Raw genomic sequence first — 18,242 nt, 5'->3', positions numbered from 1 at the left:
GACCGAAAGACCCCGCGGTCCAGTCGTCCGGACCGGCAAATCGCGCCGTCGAGCGCCCGGACCGGCAGACCCCGTGGTCAGTCGTCCAGGACCGAAAGACCCCGCGGTCCAGTCGTCCGGACCGGCAAATCGCGCCGTCGAGCGCCCGGACCGGCAGACCCCGTGGTCAGTCGTCCAGGACCGACAGGTCCTGCCGCGCCTGGGGCACCTCGACCGTGCCGCCGTCGTCCGGCAGCGTCTGCACGGTGAACATGTCGATCCCGCCCTCGGTGAGCGTGAGCGTGCGGGCGGCGTGGACCGGCCCGCCCGACTCGGTCTCCACCGTCAGCGCGTAGCTCCCCTTGAGACCGGACGGAGCCTCGGGGGTGACCTCGAGCGTCGTACCGCCCTTGACCGTGTACGTCTTGACGGTCGGCTCGCCGCCCTCGCTCCCCGCCGAGGCCGTCACCTTGACCTTGGCGGTCGCTCCCGGGGCGGTCAGGGAGAGTACGGACCCCTTGGCACGGTTGTCGGCGACGCTCGCGCGGTCGCCCACCGCCGCGGTCGCCGGGATGAACGCGACCTCCTGCTCGTCACCGGTCCCGCGCACCACGCGCAGAGCGGCGACCACCGGGGTGCTGCTGCCGTCCGCGGGTGACAGCCGGATCGAGCCGGGCTCGCCGCGCGTGACGTCCTTGAGGTCGACGCTCGCCGTCATCTGCGACTTGATGTGCAGAGTGTCGTTGCCGGCCGGCGCGAACGTCGCGTTCTTGCCCATGAGCTGGACCTTCACGTCGGCGTCGTCCTCGCCGGGCGCGAAGGCCACCAGGCGTACGGAGGTGGCGTCGGCCGGGATACCGGGCATCACCAGGGTCTGCGCCGGATCGGCGGACGCGGAGAGCCAGTCGCTGCCCACCTCGTCCTCGGCCGCGCTCACGACCGCTCCGACGCGTCCCGACCGGGTGGTGACGTGCACCGTGACGTTCTCGGCCTCCTCGCCGGTCAGCGTGGAGATCAGCATCGGGACACTCGACCGCGCCGGGACCGTGATGCCCTCGGCGACATCGGACTTGAGAGCACCCTCGGCGCCGTAGAGCTCGATGTCGGCGACGGCCGCGGTGTCGTCGGGGTTGGTCAGGTGGACGTAGTCCTGCCGGGCCGCCGCGGTGCTCGCGCCCGGGAACCAGAAGTCTGTGTCGGGCGCGGAGCAGCTCACGCCGAGGAGACCGCGGGCACCGCCGGCGGCGGCCGTGGTGGTCTGCTGGGCGGCCCAGCCGGGGGCCAGTTTGCCGGTGGCGGTGCCGATGAGTGCGGGGGCGTCGGCCTTGTCGGTGTCGGCCGTGGACGGCTTGCCGGGGTCCTTGAGGGAGATGACGGGTTTGCCGTCGGTCGCCTTCTCCTTGTCGGCGTCCTTCTCCTTCTCCTCGTCGGACGTGGCGTCCTCGTCGGAGGCGTCCTCGTCGGCGGGTGCGTCCTCGTCCACGGGGAGGGCCTCAGCGGGCTCCAGCTCGGCGGCACCGGCCTCTCCCCCGCTCTTCCCCGCCGGCGTGAAGGACGTGTACGTCGTCTCCGCCACGTCGGACGTGCTGGGGGCGGGGCACAGCAGGCTCGTGCGCTCCACCGGGAGCCGGGCCGCGGCCTTCGCCTCGGGCTCTCCCGCGTCGCCGGGCGCGGTGAGCGCGGCGAAGCCGGTGACTGCGGCGAGGGCGACGGTGCCCGCGATGAGGGACAGGGGGGTGGACTTCACTCGGACTCGCCTCGCGATGCGTTGCCGTTGCTGCCGTTGCTGCCGTTGCTGCCGTTGCTGCCGTTGCTGGTCTGCCACGGGTCCTGACCCGGTGCAGGGTTCTCGTCGTGCCCGCCGTACGGGGTGGGGTCCTCCGCCGCCGTGGAGTAGGGCTGCTGCTGGGCGTAGCCGTACGGGTCGTAGGCGCCCTGCTGCTGGTACGGGTCCTGCTGGTAGGACTCGGCCTGGTAGTACTGGCCGGCGTCCTGGCCGCCCTGGTACTGGCTGTAGTCGGCGCCCTGGTACTGCTGCTGGGCGTCCCACTCCCCGTAGCCGCTCTGCTGCGGGACCGCCGCGTACGAACCCGTGCCGTCCTGGTCCACAGGAACAGCGGCGTACGAACCCGTGCCGTCCTGGTCGCCGGGGGCCGCCGCGTACGGCTCGGTGCTCTGCTGCGCCGGGATGTACTGCCCGTCGGTGGCCGGCACGGCCTCGGCGTACGGAGCCTCGGCGTAGGCGGTCTCGGCATAGGGGGCCTCCCCGTATGCCGCACCGGCACCGGCTTCGGTCGCGGCACCGGCTTCGGCTGTGGCTGCGGCTTCGTCGTCGCCCGCCGCCGCCGCTTCCGCCTGGGCCGCCGCGCGCAGCCTGCGCGCCCGGCGCCCCTCACCGGCGACCGGCTCGGCCGGCACGGCCTCGGTCTCCTCGGGCAGGTCGTCGTCGATCTCCTTGCGGCGGCCGGGCAGGGCCAGGACCACCAGGACGACGCCCAGCGCCACCTGCGTCCAGACCCATGCGGTGTGCGCGAGAGGGGCGTCGTACGTGAGGTCGAGCGTCCCCCCGCCGGAGGGCAGTTCGAAGCCCTGCGCCCAGCCGTCCACGGTCTTCGGAGTCAGGGCGACCCCGTCCAGCGTGGCCTGCCAGCCGGAGTCGGCGGCGTCGGCGATCCTCAGCACCCGGCCGGATCCGCCCTGGGGGATCTTGGTGTGCGCCTCGACGGGCAGCGACCCCACGGGGACGGGCTCGGCGCCCTCGCCGGAGGGGACGATGGTGAGGCGGGACGCCTGACGGTCGACGCGCCACAGGGCACTGCCGTCCAGCTGGCTGAGCCGGCTCAGACCCGGGGTCGAGTCCAGGACCCGGCTCATCCGACGCGGGGCTCCGTCCCGTACGAGGACGTAACGGATCGCGAAGCCGCTCAGCTGGCTGCCCTGGTCGGCGCCCGAGCCCGCGACCAGGTTGGCGACGACCTTGTCCAGGTGGGAGTTGCTGCCGCCCGCCTCGGTGAGCTCGGCGTCGCCGAGCCGCGCGCCGGAGCCGCGGACCAGGCTGTAGGAGACGGCCGCCGGTGACGTGCCCCCGAGGATCAGGGTGCGCGGCTGGTCCCGGGTGGTGCTCTCCTCCGCGACGAAGGCGGGCACCTGCACGGGGTCGCGGCGTTCGAGCGGTCCCGTGGCGCCACCGATCATCCAGCTCACCGCGGCCAGGACCGGTGCGAGCCCGGCGGCCAGGGCGATCAGCGCGGCGACCGGCTGACGCCAGCCGAAGCTCAGCGCCGCCACGCGCACCCGGGCGCCGTCCGCGCCGAGCAGTGCGGCGGTGAGCAGCGCGACGCCGTAGACGAGGGTGGCGGGGCCGGCCCAGGTGGAGCCGTTGGAGATCCCCGCGAACACCAGGGAGACGAGCACGACCACCCAGGCCGTACGGATCGCGAACTGCCGCTCCCCGCGCAGCAGCGCGGCCAGCGCCGCGAGCACGATGCCCAGCAGCAGGATGCCGCCCGCGGCCTTGGGGCCGCCGGGGCTGATGCCGAGCAGGTCGAGGGCGGACGCCGTGCCCGTGCCGATGTCGAGCCCGGCCTCCTTCAGGAAGCCGGACGGGCCGGTCAGCAGCGACAGCGACCAGGGCGCGAGGACCAGGATCGGGGTGCCCACCGTGGCCAGGAAACGCAGCCCGTACGCGGCGATGTCGCCCCGCCGCAGCACGAGCACCCCGATGCCGAGGACCAGCGCGAGCGGCCAGACGATCGGGGTGAAGGCCGTCGTGAAGGTGAGCAGCAGGGTGTACGCCCAGGTGGCGCGCCAGCTGCCGCGGGCGGTGGAGCCGTCGCCGCGCAACCCGTGGGCGGCGACGGCGGCGCGGGCGATCAGCGGCAGGAGGACGGCCAGGACGGCCGTGCCGAGGCGTCCGGTGGCCAGTGCTCCGGTCGCTGCGGGCAGGAAGGCGTAGGCGATGCTCGCCCAGGCCCGCAGGAGCCGGGACTCGACCAGTGGCCGGGAGGCGAAGTACGCGGTGAGCCCGGCGAGCGGGACCGAGCAGACGAGCAGGAGCGTGAGCGCGAAGCCCGTGGAGCCGAGGAACAGCGCCGAGAGCGCGGCGATCGCCGCGAGGTAGGGCGGCGCGGTCTGGGTTCCGCCGGTCCCCACGGGGTGCCAGCCGTCCGCGTAGCGCGCCCAGAGGTCGGAGACGTCGGCCGGAGCGGGCAGCAGGGCGCCGCCGGCGAGGGAGCCGCCGCCGAGGAGGCCGCGGCAGGCGACCAGCGAGACGAGGAGGAGGAGCAGGAAGAGCACGGGGCCGGGCTTGCGGCCGACCCGCTTGAGCCGGGCGAACTGCTCGATCTCCAGGAAGTCCGCGTCGTCCCCGCCGGGCCCGGACTCGACCGCGCCGTGCCGGGAACCGCCTGCATCGGATTCGGTGCGGCTGCCGAAGTTGCCCGCGACCTGTTCGACGGTGGCCCGGACCGTGGCGCCGGGCGGCGGGAAGAGGGACCGCAGGTCGGCCGCTTCCACGGCCCCCTTGCCGCGCGCGCGGCGCGCGGCGATGATCCGGCCGGGGCGCAGGAGGGTGCCGAAGAGTCCGGCGACCTCGTCGAGCGCCTGCCCGGGCGCCTTGCCGACGAGATAGGCGAGGGTGCGCAGCAGGGTGCCGACGAGGAGCCGGAGAAGGGCCCACGGCAGCTGCTTCCCGCGGGCGTTGGCGAGCATCGTGTAGACGGCGCCCGCCTTGTCGACGCGGTGCGGGCTCGCCACGGAGCGTCCGGCGCAGTCGATGGGGCGGCGTTCCCTCGCGGAGGCCTCCGCGTGCCGCAGCACGGCGTCGGGAGCGACGAGCACCCGGTGGCCCGCCATGTGCGCGCGCCAGCAGAGGTCGACGTCGTCACGCATCAGCGGGAGCCTGCGGTCGAAGCCCCCGAGCTCCTCCCAGACGTCCCGGCGCACGAGCATGCCCGCCGAGGAGACGGAGAGCACCGTACGGATCTGGTCGTGCTGGCCCTGGTCCTGTTCGCGGCGGTCCAGGCCGGTCCAGCGGCGTCCGCTGTTGGCGATGGAGACGCCGACCTCCAGGAGCTGCTTGCGGTCGTACCAGCCGCGCAGCTTGGGCCCGACGATCGCGGCGTGCTTGTCGTTCTCGACGACGCGCAGCATCTCGGCGAGCGCGTCCGGCTCGGGTGCGCTGTCGTCGTGCAGCAGCCAGAGCCACTGGACGGGTTCGCCGTGCGGGAGTTCGGGGAGGTCGTACGCGTCGTCGCGCCAGCTGCGGGTGACGGGGTCCCAGCCGCTGGGGCGCTTCAGGTACGGCAGGTCGTCGGGGGTGAGCACCCCGGCCGTGCGGACCGCCTCGTCCACGGCGGTGCCGAAGCTCGTACGCCGTGCGAGGTGCAGGACGCGCTCGCCTCCGAGCGCCTCGGTGACCAGGCGGGCGGAGTCGTCGGCGCTGCCGGTGTCGGCGGCGACGGCGTTCTGCACGGGGCGTTCCTGCCCGAGCAGTCCGGCCAGCACGCGGGGCAACCAGCGTGCGCCGTCGTGCGAGACGAGCACGGCGGTGACGACGTGCCGGGGGAACTCTGGGGCGGCGGCCTCGTTCGGCGCCGCCGAGTGGCTGTGCACGGACATCGGGGTAGGGGCCCTCCGGCCGGGTCCGGAGGGGGTCCCCCCCGGGGGCTGCATCGGTGGACACGCCCGCCCCGGCGGGGCGTTGGCGCGTCTCTCGGACGGGGCCCCACACTAACGGTACGGATGTGCGCCCCGCGCCGAGCGGTTGACCGGCGGGATCGGGGGGCGGCCAGGAGGGCCGGACACGGCGATGGCCCGGGGGCCGCACCCTGCGTGCAGGGTGCGGCCCCCGGGCCATCGCGGTCCCGGCGTCCGGTCGCGCCGGATGCGTCAGATCGCGGCCTTCTTCAGACGTCGCCGCTCACGCTCGGAGAGGCCGCCCCAGATGCCGAAGCGTTCGTCGTTGTTGAGGGCGTACTCGAGGCATTCGGAGCGGACCTCGCAGGCGAGACAGACCTTCTTGGCCTCGCGGGTGGAGCCGCCCTTCTCAGGAAAGAAGGACTCGGGATCGGTCTGGGCGCACAGCGCGCGCTCCTGCCAGCCGAGTTCCTCGTCCGCGTCCTCGACCAGCAGTTGCTGGAACAGCTCGGTCATGTGCGCCCCTCGTCTGTCTCTTGCGTCCCCGTGATGCGGCCGTTACCGATGCGGCCGAACGACACGAGTGAAATTACAAGTGTGTAGCTTCGGGCCAGTCAAGCGAAGATCTGCTATTGGCCTCGGTATTCACTCTGCGGAACCAAGCGTATACAGAAAGTGTTCAAATCACCAAAAATCTGACATATGCCGTAGGCCTCGCCCGCCGCTCCCTCTCAGCCAGTGAGACGAGCCGGGCCGCCGCAATGTTTCGATTTGATCACCGAAGCGACCAAGATCACAGCCGGGTCACGGGTCGTCAGCCGCGTTCGAGGGTGCGGTTGATGCGCCACCTTGCCTCTCGGAGGGGAGCTAAAACCTTTCTCCACATCCCGCAACCGGATGGGGTGAAACATTGCCGCCAAATCGGGCATTGAGTTGACAGACCGCCCATCGAGCCGGTCTCCTTGACCGCATGCCAGCGACCGCAGCCTCGTACACGACCCGCATCCGTGGGTTCCGTACGGCTGTCCAGGCCCGCTGTTGCTGTTCCAGCTGTCACAGCTGTTGAAGCCGTAGAGCTCCAGCTCTGATCCAGCTCTTCTTCACCGCATCTCCGGTATCCCGCTCCACCGCATTCCGGTCATCCGCGACACCCCCACGTACGCGCACCCACATGCCGAGGAACCACCGCACCCATGAACAGCGACAGCGACCTCTCGATCGCCGGCGACATCCTCGATGTCCAGCACCTCCTGCGTCCTGCCCGTCCCCACCCCTCCACCGTGGCCGAGTTCGTCGGACTCGCCCGCTCCATCGCGGCCGACCGCGACAGCTGGGCCCCGCTCGTCCGGTACGACACCACGACCCGCTGGTACCACCGGCTGCGCACGGGCCCGGGCTACGAGGTGTGGTTGCTGAGCTGGGTCCCCGGCCAGGGCAGCGGACGCCATGACCACGGGCCGTCCTCCGGCGTACTGACGGTCCTGGAGGGCGAGTTGACCGAGCACACCGCACGCGGCCCGCTGACCCTGGGCGCCGGCGCGGAGCGCGTCTTCGCTCCGGGTTACGTCCACGAGGCCGTCAACGACTCCCTCGAACCCGCCGTCAGCCTGCACATCTACTTCCCCGGCCTGACCGAGATGCCGATGCACTCGGCACAGTGCGCTCCGGCCGTCGGCACCTCCGTACCCGCCTGACAGCTCCACCAGGTCACCCCGGCGAGCAGCTGACCCGCCGCCCGCCACCACCCCGACATCGATCAGGCTCCGCCTGACAGTCCCACCCGCCGCCCGCCACCACCCCGACATCGATCAGGCTCCGCCTGACAGACTGTTGTGCATGCGCATTGTGGTTCTGGCCGGCGGTATCGGTGGTGCTCGTTTCCTGCGTGGCCTCAAACAGGCCGCTCCCGACGCGGACATCACGGTGATCGGCAACACCGGTGACGACATCCATCTGTTCGGGCTGAAGGTCTGCCCCGACCTGGACACCGTGATGTACACCCTCGGTGGTGGCATCGACGAGGAGCAGGGCTGGGGACGCAAGGACGAGAGCTTCCGGGTCAAGGAGGAGCTCGCGCAGTACGGCGTGGGGCCGGAGTGGTTCGGCCTCGGCGACCGTGACTTCGCCACCCACATCGTCCGGACGCAGATGCTCGGCGCCGGCTACCCGCTGAGCGCGGTCACGGAAGCGCTCTGCGCGCGGTGGAAACCCGGGGTCCGGCTGATCCCGATGTCCGACGACCGCGTCGAGACGCACGTGGCCGTCGACGTCGACGGCGAGAGCAAGGCCGTCCACTTCCAGGAGTACTGGGTGAAGATGCGTGCCTCGGTGGCGGCGCAGGCCGTCGTGCCGGTCGGCGCGGAACAGGCCAAGCCCGCCCCCGGAGTCCTGGAAGCCATCGCCGAGGCCGATGTCGTCGTCTTCCCGCCGTCGAACCCCGTGGTGTCGGTGGGCACCATCCTCGCCGTGCCCGGCATCCGGGAGGCGATCGCCGACGCGGGCGTCCCCGTGGTCGGGCTCTCCCCCATCGTCGGCGACGCGCCCGTGCGGGGCATGGCCGACAAGGTCCTGGCCGCGGTGGGCGTGGAGTCGACCGCCTCGGCCGTCGCCCGTCACTACGGTTCGGGTCTGCTCGACGGCTGGCTCGTCGACACCGTGGACGCCGGAGCGGTCGACGAGGTGGAGGCGGCGGGGATCCGCTGCCGCGCCGTTCCGCTGATGATGACGGACGTGGACGCCACCGCCGAGATGGCCCGGCAGGCCCTGGCGCTGGCAGAGGAGGTACGGGCATGAGCGGGGAGGCACCCTCGTACCGGGTGTGGGCCCTGCCAGGGATGCCCGAGGTCCGGGCGGGCGACGACCTCGCGAAGCTGATCGCCGCCACGGATCCCGGCCTCGTGGACGGCGATGTCCTGCTGGTCACCTCGAAGATCGTCTCCAAGGCGGAGGGCAGGATCGTCGAGGCCGCCGACCGGGAGGCCGCGATCGACGCGGAGACGGTCCGGGTGGTCGCCCGGCGCGGGACGCTCAGGATCGTGGAGAACCGGCAGGGGCTCGTCATGGCCGCGGCCGGCGTGGACGCGTCCAACACCCCCGCCGGGACCGTGCTGCTGCTGCCCGAGGACCCGGACGCCTCGGCCCGGACCATCAGGGACGGTCTGCGGGACGCGCTCGGCGTGGAGGTCGGGGTCGTCGTCACGGACACCTTCGGCCGCCCCTGGCGCAACGGTCTGACCGACGTGGCGATCGGCGCCTCGGGGGTCAGGGTGCTGGACGACCTCAGGGGCGGCACCGACGGGTACGGCAATCCGCTGAGCGCCACGGTCGTGGCCACGGCCGACGAGCTGGCATCGGCCGGTGACCTGGTGAAGGGCAAGGCGGCGGGACTGCCGGTCGCGGTGGTGCGCGGCCTCCCCCACGTGGTGGCCGCGGGCCCCGCCTCGTCCGGCGACGCCTACGACGACCAGGGCGCCCGGGCGATGGTGCGGGGCGCGGCCGACGACATGTTCCGGCTCGGGACGTCCGAGGCGGTGCGGGAGGCGCTCGGTCTCCGGCGCACCGTGCGGGAGTTCACCGACGAGCCGGTCGATCCGGGTGCCGTGCGGCGGGCCGTGGCCGCGGCCGTGACCGCCCCGGCCCCGCACCACACGACACCCTGGCGGTTCGTCCTGCTGGAGTCGGCGCAGGCGCGGACCCGGCTGCTCGACGCCATGCGTGACGCGTGGATCGCGGATCTGCGCCGGGACGGGCGCAGCGAGGAGTCGATCGCCAAGCGGGTGCGGCGGGGCGACGTCCTGCGCAATGCGCCGTACCTGGCCGTGCCGTGCCTGGTGACGGACGGCTCGCACTCCTACGGGGACGAGCGCAGGGACACGGCGGAGCGCGAGATGTTCGTGGTCGCGGCCGGTGCGGGTGTGCAGAACTTCCTGGTGGCGCTCGCGGGCGAGCGGCTCGGCTCGGCGTGGGTGTCCTCGACGATGTTCTGCCGGTCCGTGGTGCGCGAGGTGCTCGGCCTGCCGGACTCCTGGGATCCGCTGGGCGCGGTGGCCGTGGGGCACCCGAAGGGGACTCCGCCGGCCCGGGCCCCGCGTGACGCGGAGGCGTTCATCGCGGTGCGGTGAGGCGGAGGGTCACAGCCGGGCGATGTCGCCCGGCGTCATACGGGGGGCCCGGCGCGCCGGGGTGTGGCCCGAGAGCAGGATGAGGCGGGCCGCCCGGTGGCGCTGGCCCTCGTACGGTTCGAGCAGCGTGAGCATCTCCTCGTCGCCTGCGTCGCGGTTGCCCGCGAGCGCGTGGCCGACGATGCCCGGCAGGTGGTAGTCGCCGACCGAGACCGCGTCGGCCGCGCCGTTGGAGCGCTGGAGGGTCTCCGCCGCGGTCCAGGGGCCGATGCCCGGGACGAGCTGGAGCCTGGCCGTCGCCTCGGGCAGCTCCATCGAGGCCGCCTCCTCCATGCGCCGGGCCACCCGGACCGCGCGCAGGACCGTGGCGGAGCGCTTGGAATCGACGCCCGCGCGGTGCCACTCCCAGGAGGGGATCAGTGACCAGGTCCTCGCGTCCGGCATGACGTGGAGGCCGTAGGCCGCGAAGGCCGCGTCGGCGGGGCCTGGGGCCGGGGTGCCGTGGGTGCGGACGAGCAGCCGCCAGGCGCGGTAGGCCTCGTCGGTGGTGACCTTCTGTTCCAGGATCGACGGGATCAGGGACTCCATGACCAGCCCGGTGCGCAGCAGGCGCAGACCGGGCCGCCGGCGCTGGGTCTCGGCGATCAGCCGGTGGCGCGGGCGGAAGGCCTCCGGCTCGTCGCCGGCGCCGAGGAGCGCGGGCAGGCCGTCCAGCAGCCACTGCGCGCCGGGGCCCCACGCCGTCGCCGAGACCCGGCCGTCGAGGGCCGCGGAGACGCGCAGGGTGCCGGGGCCCGCAGGGGTGCGGGTCGCCCGCCAGAAGGTCCCGTCGCGCAGGGCCCGGAAGCAGGGGTCGGCCGGGCCGCGCCGCAGCGGGCTCAGGACCAGCCGGAGGTCGAGCGGCCCGGGAGGCGTCCAGGTCCGGGTCGACGGCGGAGCGGACGCGTCCGCGACCGCGACCGCCGTCTGCTGTCGCGGCACGGCGGTGGTGCGGGGTACGAAGCGTCCTGCCACGGGTGGGGTCCTAGCTCGTCGGGGGTACCTGTCGAGGGTAAGGCCGACGAGGACCGTTCACTGGTCGGACGAGAAGCGGACCGAGGCGTCGGGCAGGCTCGCGCCGCACCAGATCCGGATTCCGTCGCGCAGTTCGTTGTCGGCTCCGACGTGGGCGCCGTCACCGATCACCGCGCCGGTGAGGACCGTACGGCTGCCGATCCGGGCGCCCGCCCCGACCAGCGAGTCGGTGATCACCGCGCCCGGCTCGACGACGGCGCCGGCCAGCACGGTGGATCCCGTGATCCTCGCGCCCTCGCCGATCAGGGCGCCCTCGCCGACGACCGTGCCGCCGGTGAGCTTGGCGTCGGCGGCCACGGAGGCGGTGGGCAGGACGAGCCGGTCACCGCAGCGGCCGGGGACCGCCGGGGAGGGCGCGCGGCCCAGGACCAGGTCGGCGGAGCCGCGTACGAACGCCTGGGGGGTGCCGAGGTCCAGCCAGTACGTCGAGTCGACCATGCCCTGCAGGTGGGCCCCGGACGCCAGGAGCCCGGGGAAGGTCTCGCGCTCGACGGAGACCGGCCGGCCCGCGGGGATCGTGTCGATGACCGACCTGCGGAAGACGTACGCCCCCGCGTTGATCTGGTCGGTGACTATCTCCTCGGGGGTCTGCGGCTTCTCCAGGAAGGCCGTCACCCTGCCCGTGGCGTCCGTGGGCACGAGACCGAAGGCCCGCGGGTCCTCCACCCTCGTGAGGTGCAGGGAGACATCCGCCCCGGACGTGGCGTGCGCCGCGACCAGGGCCCGGATGTCGAGACCGGTGAGGATGTCCCCGTTGAACACGATGACCGGTTCGTCCGGTCCGGAGGCCAGGCGCGACGCCACGTTACGGATGGCCCCGCCGGTGCCGAGCGGCTCGCGCTCCGTGACGTACTCGATGGAGAGGCCGAGCGAGGAACCGTCACCGAAGTACGGCTCGAACACCTCCGCCAGGTAGGACGTCGCGAGCACGATGTGCTCCACCCCGGCCGCCCTGGCACGCGCCAGCTGGTGCGTGAGGAACGGCACCCCCGCGGCCGGGACCATCGGCTTCGGGGTGTGCACCGTGAGCGGACGCAGCCGGGTGCCCTTGCCACCGACCAGGAGGATCGCTTCTCTTGCCTCTGTCACAGCACCGTCTCTGCTTCCTGCTGGGGCCGGGCCTCGTATCGGCTGGCCAGTGTATGCAGACCGTTCGGGACCTCCCGGTCAGCGGCCCTGCAGCTTGGCCGAACTCGTCCGGGCCGTGCCGAGCTTCTTGTAGAGACGGATTCCAGGGCATTCGGTTGCGAATCCGTCGCGGTGCCCGGAGATGACGTTGAGTTTGGCCTTCGCGCCCTTCTTGTACTTGCCGCTGCCCCCGGAGACGAGGGTGACCTTGCCCTTGGGGTTGCGCCCGAACAGCCCGAGCTTCCAGGCCGTCAGCTTGGCGATGGCGGTGACCGCGGCGGCGGGCGGGTTCTTCGAGCTGTACGTCCCGAGAACCGCGATGCCCATGCTGTTGGTGTTGAAACCGAGCGTGTGGGCCCCGAGAACCGCCTTCGACACGCCTCCGGCGCGCCCTTCGTAGATGTTTCCGCACTTGTCGACGGCGAAGTTGTAGCCGAAGTCGCGCCAGCCGCTGCTCTTGACGTGGTAGCGGTAGATACTGCGCAGGACCGAGGGTGCCTGGGCGCAGGTGTAGTTGTTGCCGGTGGCGCTGTGGTGGACGAACGCGGCCTTGACGGTCGAGGTGTACGCGAACGCGCGCTCGCGCAGACTCTCGTCGGCGCCCCAGCCCTTGCGCGTGACGATGCGCGGGCGCGGTCCCACGAACGGCTTGGCGCCCGCCGCGACGACCGCCTGTTCCTCCGACTCGGCCTTGCTCAGGGCGGAGATCTCGGTGGCGCCCAGCGGCGCGAGGTCGGCGTTGACCGCGGAGCTCTCGGCAGCGGCCACGGTGAGGCCCGCGATGTCGGGCAGCGCGCCCGGCTGGGCGGCCGTGGTGGCTCCCGCCGACGGGGCGACAGCGGTGACGGCGGTAGGACTGCCGGTGGCCGGGGCGCCTTCGGTGCCCGGCTGCTCCGGGTCCTCGCCCGGGTCGACGAGCTCCACCCGCAGTCCGGCGGGGAGCGCCCGGGCACCGGTGGTGTGCCGGGTTCCGGCGCTCTCGGACCGTACGCGTACGTCGACGCCGTCGGAGTCGCCGACCCAGAGCGGGGCGGTGGAGCCGCGCACCTTGCCCGATTCGCGCTCCGCGCTGCCGGAGTCGGCGGCGTGGTCGGTGTTGTGGGTCTCCAGGGACTGCCAGCCGGACCAGCGGCCGGTACCGGTCGCGCGGGTGCGGACCTGGACGGTGCCGTGGAGTTCGGCGTCGGCATCGTCCCAGACCACGCCGACGAGGGAGAAGCGGTGCGCGTCACGGCGGAGCAGCCCTTGTGGGGCCGCGGGGTCCGAGGACTCGGCGGGTTCGCCGGTGGCCCTCGGCGCGGTGCCGGTGAGGGCCCGCAGGGGCAGGGACTGGGTCGAGCCGGCGGGCTCGACGGGGGACACCGCGGACGCCTGGGCGACCGGGGCCGTGGGGACAGTGGCGGGGGCGGGCGCGGCGAGCGGAAGGGTGAGTGCCGTCGCGCAGGTGACGCCGATGGAAGTCGCAAGAAGTGCTCGCATGACGGAAATCCTTGACGCAGTCCGGCACAGCGGCGACTGGAGTACCCGCGGGTCAAGTTGACACACCGTCTGCCGAACCGGTGTATCGAGCACCCGTCATGTCCTGTCGGGCGCGCGCCCCCCGCGTACCCTTGCGCGGATGAACGCCAGTGATCGCACCCCCGCCGACCTGCTGCGATCCGCGCTCGCCGCGGACCCGGCCCGTCCCCTCGTCACCTTCTACGACGACGCAACCGGAGAGCGCGTCGAACTGTCGGTGGCCACCTTCGCCAATTGGGTGGCGAAGACCGCCAACCTTCTCCAGGGTGACCTGGCCGCCGAGCCGGGCGACCGGCTCGCCCTGCTGCTCCCGGCCCATTGGCAGTCGGCCGTCTGGCTGCTCGCCTGCTCGTCGGTGGGTGTCGTCGCGGACGTGCAGGGCGATCCGGCAGCGGCCGATCTGGTGGTCAGCGGACCCGACGGCCTCGACCGCGCCCACGCGTGCCGCGGTGAACGTGTGGCGCTGGCGCTGCGTCCGCTGGGAGGCCGCTTCCCGCAGCCGCCCGAGGGCTTCGCGGACTACGCGGTGGAGGTGCCGGGTCAGGGCGACCGCTTCGCTCCGTACGCCCCGGTGGACCCGGCGGCGCCCGCGCTGGCCGTGGGGGGTGCGGGCCTGACGGCGGACCAGGTCGTGGCCCGGGCCCGCGAGGACGCGGCGGCGCTGGGGCTCGGCCCGGGGTCCAGGCTGCTGGCCGGGCTCGCCTGGGACACGTGGGAAGGGCTGTCCGCGGGACTCTTCGCGCCGCTCGCCGCGGGCGGCTCCGTGGTCCTGTGCCGCCATCTGGACCAGTTGGACGCACAGGCGCTGGCCAAGCGCGTCGAGAGCGAGCGCATCACCGGCACCGCGGTATGACAAGCGCCCTGAGGGCCACTCGTCCGGCCCATGGCGGGCCGAGCCCCCGGGACTGAGCACCGACGGCGGTACATGATCGGGCGGTACGGGGGCACCGACGAGAACGCCACCCGAATGCACAACCAAGCGTGAGGTTCAGCCGTCTACTTCTGCGACCGGCGGCCCATCGCGCCGCCGAACGTGAGGATGGACGCAGACGTGAGCGACAGCCCCGGCACCCCGGCCGACCCGGACCGCCCGGACAACGCGGACAGCTCGGCCGGGGACGGGCGGACGGAAGGGGCCCGGGAGGCCGCGGGCGCCCCTCCGCAGGACGACGCGTCCCCCACCGCCGCCCGAGCCGCCGGAAAGGCCGGAAAGGCCGGAAAGGCCGGAGACGGTACCTGGGGCGCGCGGCCCGAGCGGAACCCGGGGGAGCACAGACGTCGCTGGCTCCGCTGGACCGCCCTCGCCGCGTCCTTCCTCGTGCTGATCGCCGCCGGTGCCGGCTGGTGGCTGTACAAGAAGCTCGACGGGAACATCACGACCGACACGAGCGCCGCCGCCGAGCTCAAGGCCTACGAGAAGGACCGCCCGCTGCCGATCGCGCGGGACGCGCAGAACATCCTGCTCATCGGCTCCGACACCCGGTCCGGGGACAACAGCGCCTACGGACGGGACGACGGCGGCAGCCAGCGTTCGGACACCACGATCCTGCTGCACCTCGCGGCGGACCGCAGGAGCGCCACGGCGGTCTCGATCCCGCGCGACCTGATGACCGCGATCCCCGCCTGCCACACGCCGGAGGGCAAGGCCACCAAGGAGCAGTTCGCCCAGTTCAACTGGGCCTTCGAACTCGGCGGCACGGCCTGCACGATCCGCACGGTGGAGAAGATGACGGGCATCCGCGTCGACCACCACATGGTCATCGACTTCAGCGGCTTCAAGGACATGGTGGACGCCGTGGACGGCGTCGAGGTCTGCCTCAAGAAGCCTGTCGACGACGCCGACGCGCACCTCGAGCTCCCGGCGGGCCGTCAGACGCTGGACGGCGAGGAGGCCCTCGGGTACGTACGGGCCCGCAAGTCGATCGGCAACGGCAGTGACACCGAGCGCATGGACCGCCAGCAGAAGTTCCTGGGGGCCCTCGTCAACAAGATGCAGAGCAACGGCGTCCTGCTGAACCCGACGCGGCTCTACCCGGTGCTGGACGCGGCGACGAAGTCGCTCACCACGGACCCGGGCCTCGACTCGCTGAGGGATCTGTACGACCTGGTGCGCGGGATGCGGAACGTACCGACGGACAAGGTGCAGTTCCTGACCGTGCCCCGGCAGTCCTACCGGGCCGACGCGAACCGGGACGAGCTCGTGCAGCCGGCCGCGGACCAGCTGTTCACGGCGCTGCGCAAGGACGAACCGGTGGCGGTGGTTCCCGCCGACGAAATGAATTCCGGGGATTCACAGACGGATCACAGCTCGGAGAAGGACTCGTCCGGTCAAAAGCCCGGGGATAGCGACGCGAGCCCCACGCCTGCTCCCACCTATTCGGGGTCGAATGCGTCCGAGGATCCGTGCGCCCCGTAAAACAATTACCAAGCAGGGGTGGCAATCGGCGCGGAATAGGTGGAATGCCCGGTTGTAAGGAGCGTGGAATGTGTCACGCGCGCCCCCCGTGGGCGAATCGGCCGGATAGTGTGACGCGATCCGGTACAGGCGGCGACCAGACCGCACACGGCCGGAGAGTGGAATCGAGCGCCGTGCCGGGGGAAACGCCTCGCGTGGCACCGACGGAGGATCCGGCAACCGTGGACGCGCACCTTCGTGGGCGGGCGGACGAAACAGACGCCGCCGACCAGTGGGTGTTCCAGCCGCTGACCGGCACTCACGAATTGCGACCGGACAACTCCGGAACAGAGTCGCCGGGCCCTTTCGTCGCACCGGCCTCCCGCATCGGCCCAGGTCACGAATCCCGGCACGCGCGCGGCCGGCGGCCACGCCCTCGCGGAGATCAGGGGCCCGCTCCCCGTCGCGCTGCGGCGGGGAGCGGACGGCACCGAGACACCCCGGGCGCCGGCGCCGGCCCCGGGGACAGACCTCCAGGGCGCAGGGGCGCCCGTCACAGGCGCGGGGAAGGCGCCGGCAGACATCCGGAAGGCAGACGCCGACAAGGCGGTACGCGCGAAGTGACGACCGTCGCCGCGCCACAACAGAATTCTGAGCAGTAGGGGGGCCCTGGTGGGACGGAGCAGCACACGCGGGGAGGGGACTCGGCCGCGCGGCCGGCACGACGGAGACGGCGTGGGCGACGCGGGCGGCCGGGTGGGGCGTGGCGGGCACGGCCGGCGGGAGCGGTCCGTGCCCGAGGAGAGCGGACACGGCCGGGGACGGCCGAACCGCAGTACGCGGCGTGCCGCGAAAGGCGGTAAGCGGCGGGTACTGCGCTGGGTGGCCGTCGTCCTCGCCCTGCTGATACTCGGCACCGGCGGCGCCGGTTACGTGTACTACAAGCACCTCAACGGCAACATCAAGAAGGAGGATCTGACCCTCGGCGACAAGGACATGGCCGATCACAAGGCCAACGCCGCCGGTCAGACCCCGCTGAACATCCTGCTCATCGGCTCCGACGCCCGCGACTCCAAGGCCAACCAGAAGCTGGGCGGCGCCAAGGAGACCTTCGGTGGCACGCCGCTCGCCGACGTGCAGATGCTGCTCCACCTCTCCGCGGACCGCAGCAACATCTCCGTGGTCAGCATGCCGCGCGACACCATGCTGAAGATGCCCAAGTGCACCGACCCCGACTCCGGCAAGGTGTACGAGGCCAGCACGCTCGACGTCCAGACCAACGAGAGCCTGGGCCGCGGCGGTCCGGGGTGCACGGTGGCCACCTGGTACGAGCTCACCGGCATCACCATCGACCACTTCATGATGATCGACTTCGCGGGCGTGGTCTCCATGGCCGACGCGGTCGGCGGCGTCCCGGTCTGTGTCGACGCCAACGTCTACTCGCACACCAGCGACGGCAAGGGTTCGGGGCTGAAGCTGGAGGAGGGCACCACCTCCGTCAAGGGCAAGCAGGCCCTCCAGTGGCTGCGCACGCGCTACGGCTTCGAGGACAACACGGACCTCGGCCGGACCAAGGCCCAGCACCAGTACCTCAACTCGATGGTCCGCGAGCTGCGCAAGGGCACCAAGCTCACCGACCCCGGGAAGCTGATGAACCTCGCCGAGGCCGCGACCAGCGCGCTGACGGTCGACAAGGGTCTCGACACCGTCAAGAAGCTGTACGACCTGGCCGAGGAGCTCAAGAAGGCCCCGACCGACCGCATCACCATGACGACCATGCCGAACGTCTACGGCACGGGCAACTACGCGGGCCGGGTCTACCCGAAGCCCGAGGAGGCCGAGCAGGTGTTCCGGATGATCCGTGAGGACATCCCGCTGGACGGCAAGGCCTCCAAGCGCAAGACGCCCGTCACCAAGGACACCGCGGCGCCTGCCGCCGAGATCGCCGTCACCGTGCGCAACGCGACCGGCACCGATGCCCTCGGCCCGGCCCAGGGCCGTGCCAACACGGTCAAGGACCTGCTCACCGAGGCCGGCTTCACCCGGGCCGCCGTCGACTCGCAGAACGTCGAGGGCACTGCCAAGACCGGCATCCTCTACCCCAGCGCGGACATGGAGGGCGATGCGCAGGCGGTCGCCAAGGCGCTCGGCATCCCGGTCTCCCAGGTGAAGAAGTCGACGGACGCCTCGGGCATCGTGCTGGCCGTAGGAGCGGACTGGCGCGAGGACGGGGCGTACCCGGCCAAGGACACCGAGGAGAAGACACCGACCTCCGCGAACCCGCTCAACGGTGCGAACGAGAAGGCGTGCATGCACGTCAACCCGTCCTTCACCTGGTGACCCACGTGTGAGAAGGGCCCCGCCGTCGCCGGCGGGGCCCTTCTTCCGTG

The 18,242-nt window shown here is 72.4% G+C and carries 12 protein-coding genes; 6 read left to right on the top strand and 6 right to left on the bottom strand.

Translation table 11 applies throughout. From position 1 onward, the window contains the following. Window positions 1-166: 166 nt before the first annotated feature. The 3 genes from ACFYQ6_RS28060 to ACFYQ6_RS28050 form a co-directional block, all read right to left on the bottom strand. Window positions 167-1,726 (bottom strand): DUF5719 family protein, encoded by a 1,560-nt coding sequence (locus ACFYQ6_RS28060; protein WP_388765534.1) that lies wholly within the window; start codon window positions 1,724-1,726, stop codon window positions 167-169. Further along, window positions 1,723-5,598, bottom strand: coding sequence for a glycosyltransferase (locus tag ACFYQ6_RS28055; RefSeq protein ID WP_388765531.1), 3,876 nt, complete (start codon window positions 5,596-5,598; stop codon window positions 1,723-1,725). The genes ACFYQ6_RS28060 and ACFYQ6_RS28055 overlap by 4 nt, the downstream gene beginning before the upstream one ends. A gap of 270 nt (window positions 5,599-5,868) precedes the next feature. After that, entirely contained in the window at window positions 5,869-6,132 is a 264-nt protein-coding gene (locus ACFYQ6_RS28050; RefSeq protein WP_031093859.1) for a WhiB family transcriptional regulator, read from the bottom strand. A gap of 677 nt (window positions 6,133-6,809) precedes the next feature. On the opposite strand from ACFYQ6_RS28050, the gene ACFYQ6_RS28045 reads away from it, so the two are divergent. The 3 genes from ACFYQ6_RS28045 (at window position 6,810) to ACFYQ6_RS28035 (ending at window position 9,737) form a co-directional block, all read left to right on the top strand. Next, on the top strand, window positions 6,810-7,310 hold the full coding sequence (locus ACFYQ6_RS28045) for a cysteine dioxygenase family protein (RefSeq protein ID WP_361574983.1): 501 nt from the start codon (window positions 6,810-6,812) through the stop codon (window positions 7,308-7,310). Window positions 7,311-7,452: 142 nt separating this feature from the next. Beyond that, window positions 7,453-8,409, top strand: a complete 957-nt coding sequence (gene cofD, locus ACFYQ6_RS28040; protein WP_361574986.1) for a 2-phospho-L-lactate transferase — start codon at window positions 7,453-7,455, stop codon at window positions 8,407-8,409. Beyond that, a complete protein-coding gene (locus ACFYQ6_RS28035) occupies window positions 8,406-9,737 on the top strand; it encodes a coenzyme F420-0:L-glutamate ligase (protein ID WP_361574989.1) in 1,332 nt (443 codons plus the stop codon). Before cofD ends, ACFYQ6_RS28035 begins: the two co-directional genes overlap by 4 nt. A 9-nt stretch (window positions 9,738-9,746) precedes the next feature. Here ACFYQ6_RS28035 and ACFYQ6_RS28030 read toward each other — a convergent pair whose 3' ends face one another. The 3 genes from ACFYQ6_RS28030 to ACFYQ6_RS28020 form a co-directional block, all read right to left on the bottom strand. Beyond that, the gene (locus ACFYQ6_RS28030; RefSeq protein WP_388765529.1) at window positions 9,747-10,751 is read right to left on the bottom strand and encodes a DNA-3-methyladenine glycosylase family protein; all 1,005 of its coding nucleotides are present in this window, start codon (window positions 10,749-10,751) and stop codon (window positions 9,747-9,749) included. A 57-nt stretch (window positions 10,752-10,808) separates the two neighbouring features. Beyond that, window positions 10,809-11,900: an NDP-sugar synthase gene (locus tag ACFYQ6_RS28025; protein WP_361574992.1), complete on the bottom strand. Its 1,092-nt coding sequence runs from the start codon at window positions 11,898-11,900 to the stop codon at window positions 10,809-10,811. Window positions 11,901-11,978: 78 nt separating this feature from the next. Continuing rightward, window positions 11,979-13,418: an N-acetylmuramoyl-L-alanine amidase gene (locus ACFYQ6_RS28020; RefSeq protein WP_361574995.1), complete on the bottom strand. Its 1,440-nt coding sequence runs from the start codon at window positions 13,416-13,418 to the stop codon at window positions 11,979-11,981. A gap of 139 nt (window positions 13,419-13,557) precedes the next feature. Between ACFYQ6_RS28020 and ACFYQ6_RS28015 the strand changes: the two genes are divergently transcribed. The 3 genes from ACFYQ6_RS28015 (at window position 13,558) to ACFYQ6_RS28005 (ending at window position 18,192) form a co-directional block, all read left to right on the top strand. After that, on the top strand, window positions 13,558-14,310 hold the full coding sequence (locus tag ACFYQ6_RS28015) for a TIGR03089 family protein (RefSeq protein ID WP_388765525.1): 753 nt from the start codon (window positions 13,558-13,560) through the stop codon (window positions 14,308-14,310). Between the two features lie 186 nt (window positions 14,311-14,496). Next, complete coding sequence (locus ACFYQ6_RS28010; RefSeq protein ID WP_388765523.1) at window positions 14,497-15,873, top strand: LCP family protein; 1,377 nt, start codon at window positions 14,497-14,499, stop codon at window positions 15,871-15,873. A gap of 651 nt (window positions 15,874-16,524) precedes the next feature. Next, window positions 16,525-18,192, top strand: a complete 1,668-nt coding sequence (locus tag ACFYQ6_RS28005) for an LCP family protein (protein WP_361575004.1) — start codon at window positions 16,525-16,527, stop codon at window positions 18,190-18,192. The last annotated feature ends 50 nt before the right edge of the window (window positions 18,193-18,242 follow it).

It is taken from the genome of Streptomyces sp. NPDC005494 (assembly GCF_042872025.1).
Taxonomy (GTDB): domain Bacteria; phylum Actinomycetota; class Actinomycetes; order Streptomycetales; family Streptomycetaceae; genus Streptomyces.
The sequence above is the reverse complement of the archived record's forward strand: the minus strand, read 5'-3'. Positions and strand labels throughout refer to the sequence as shown.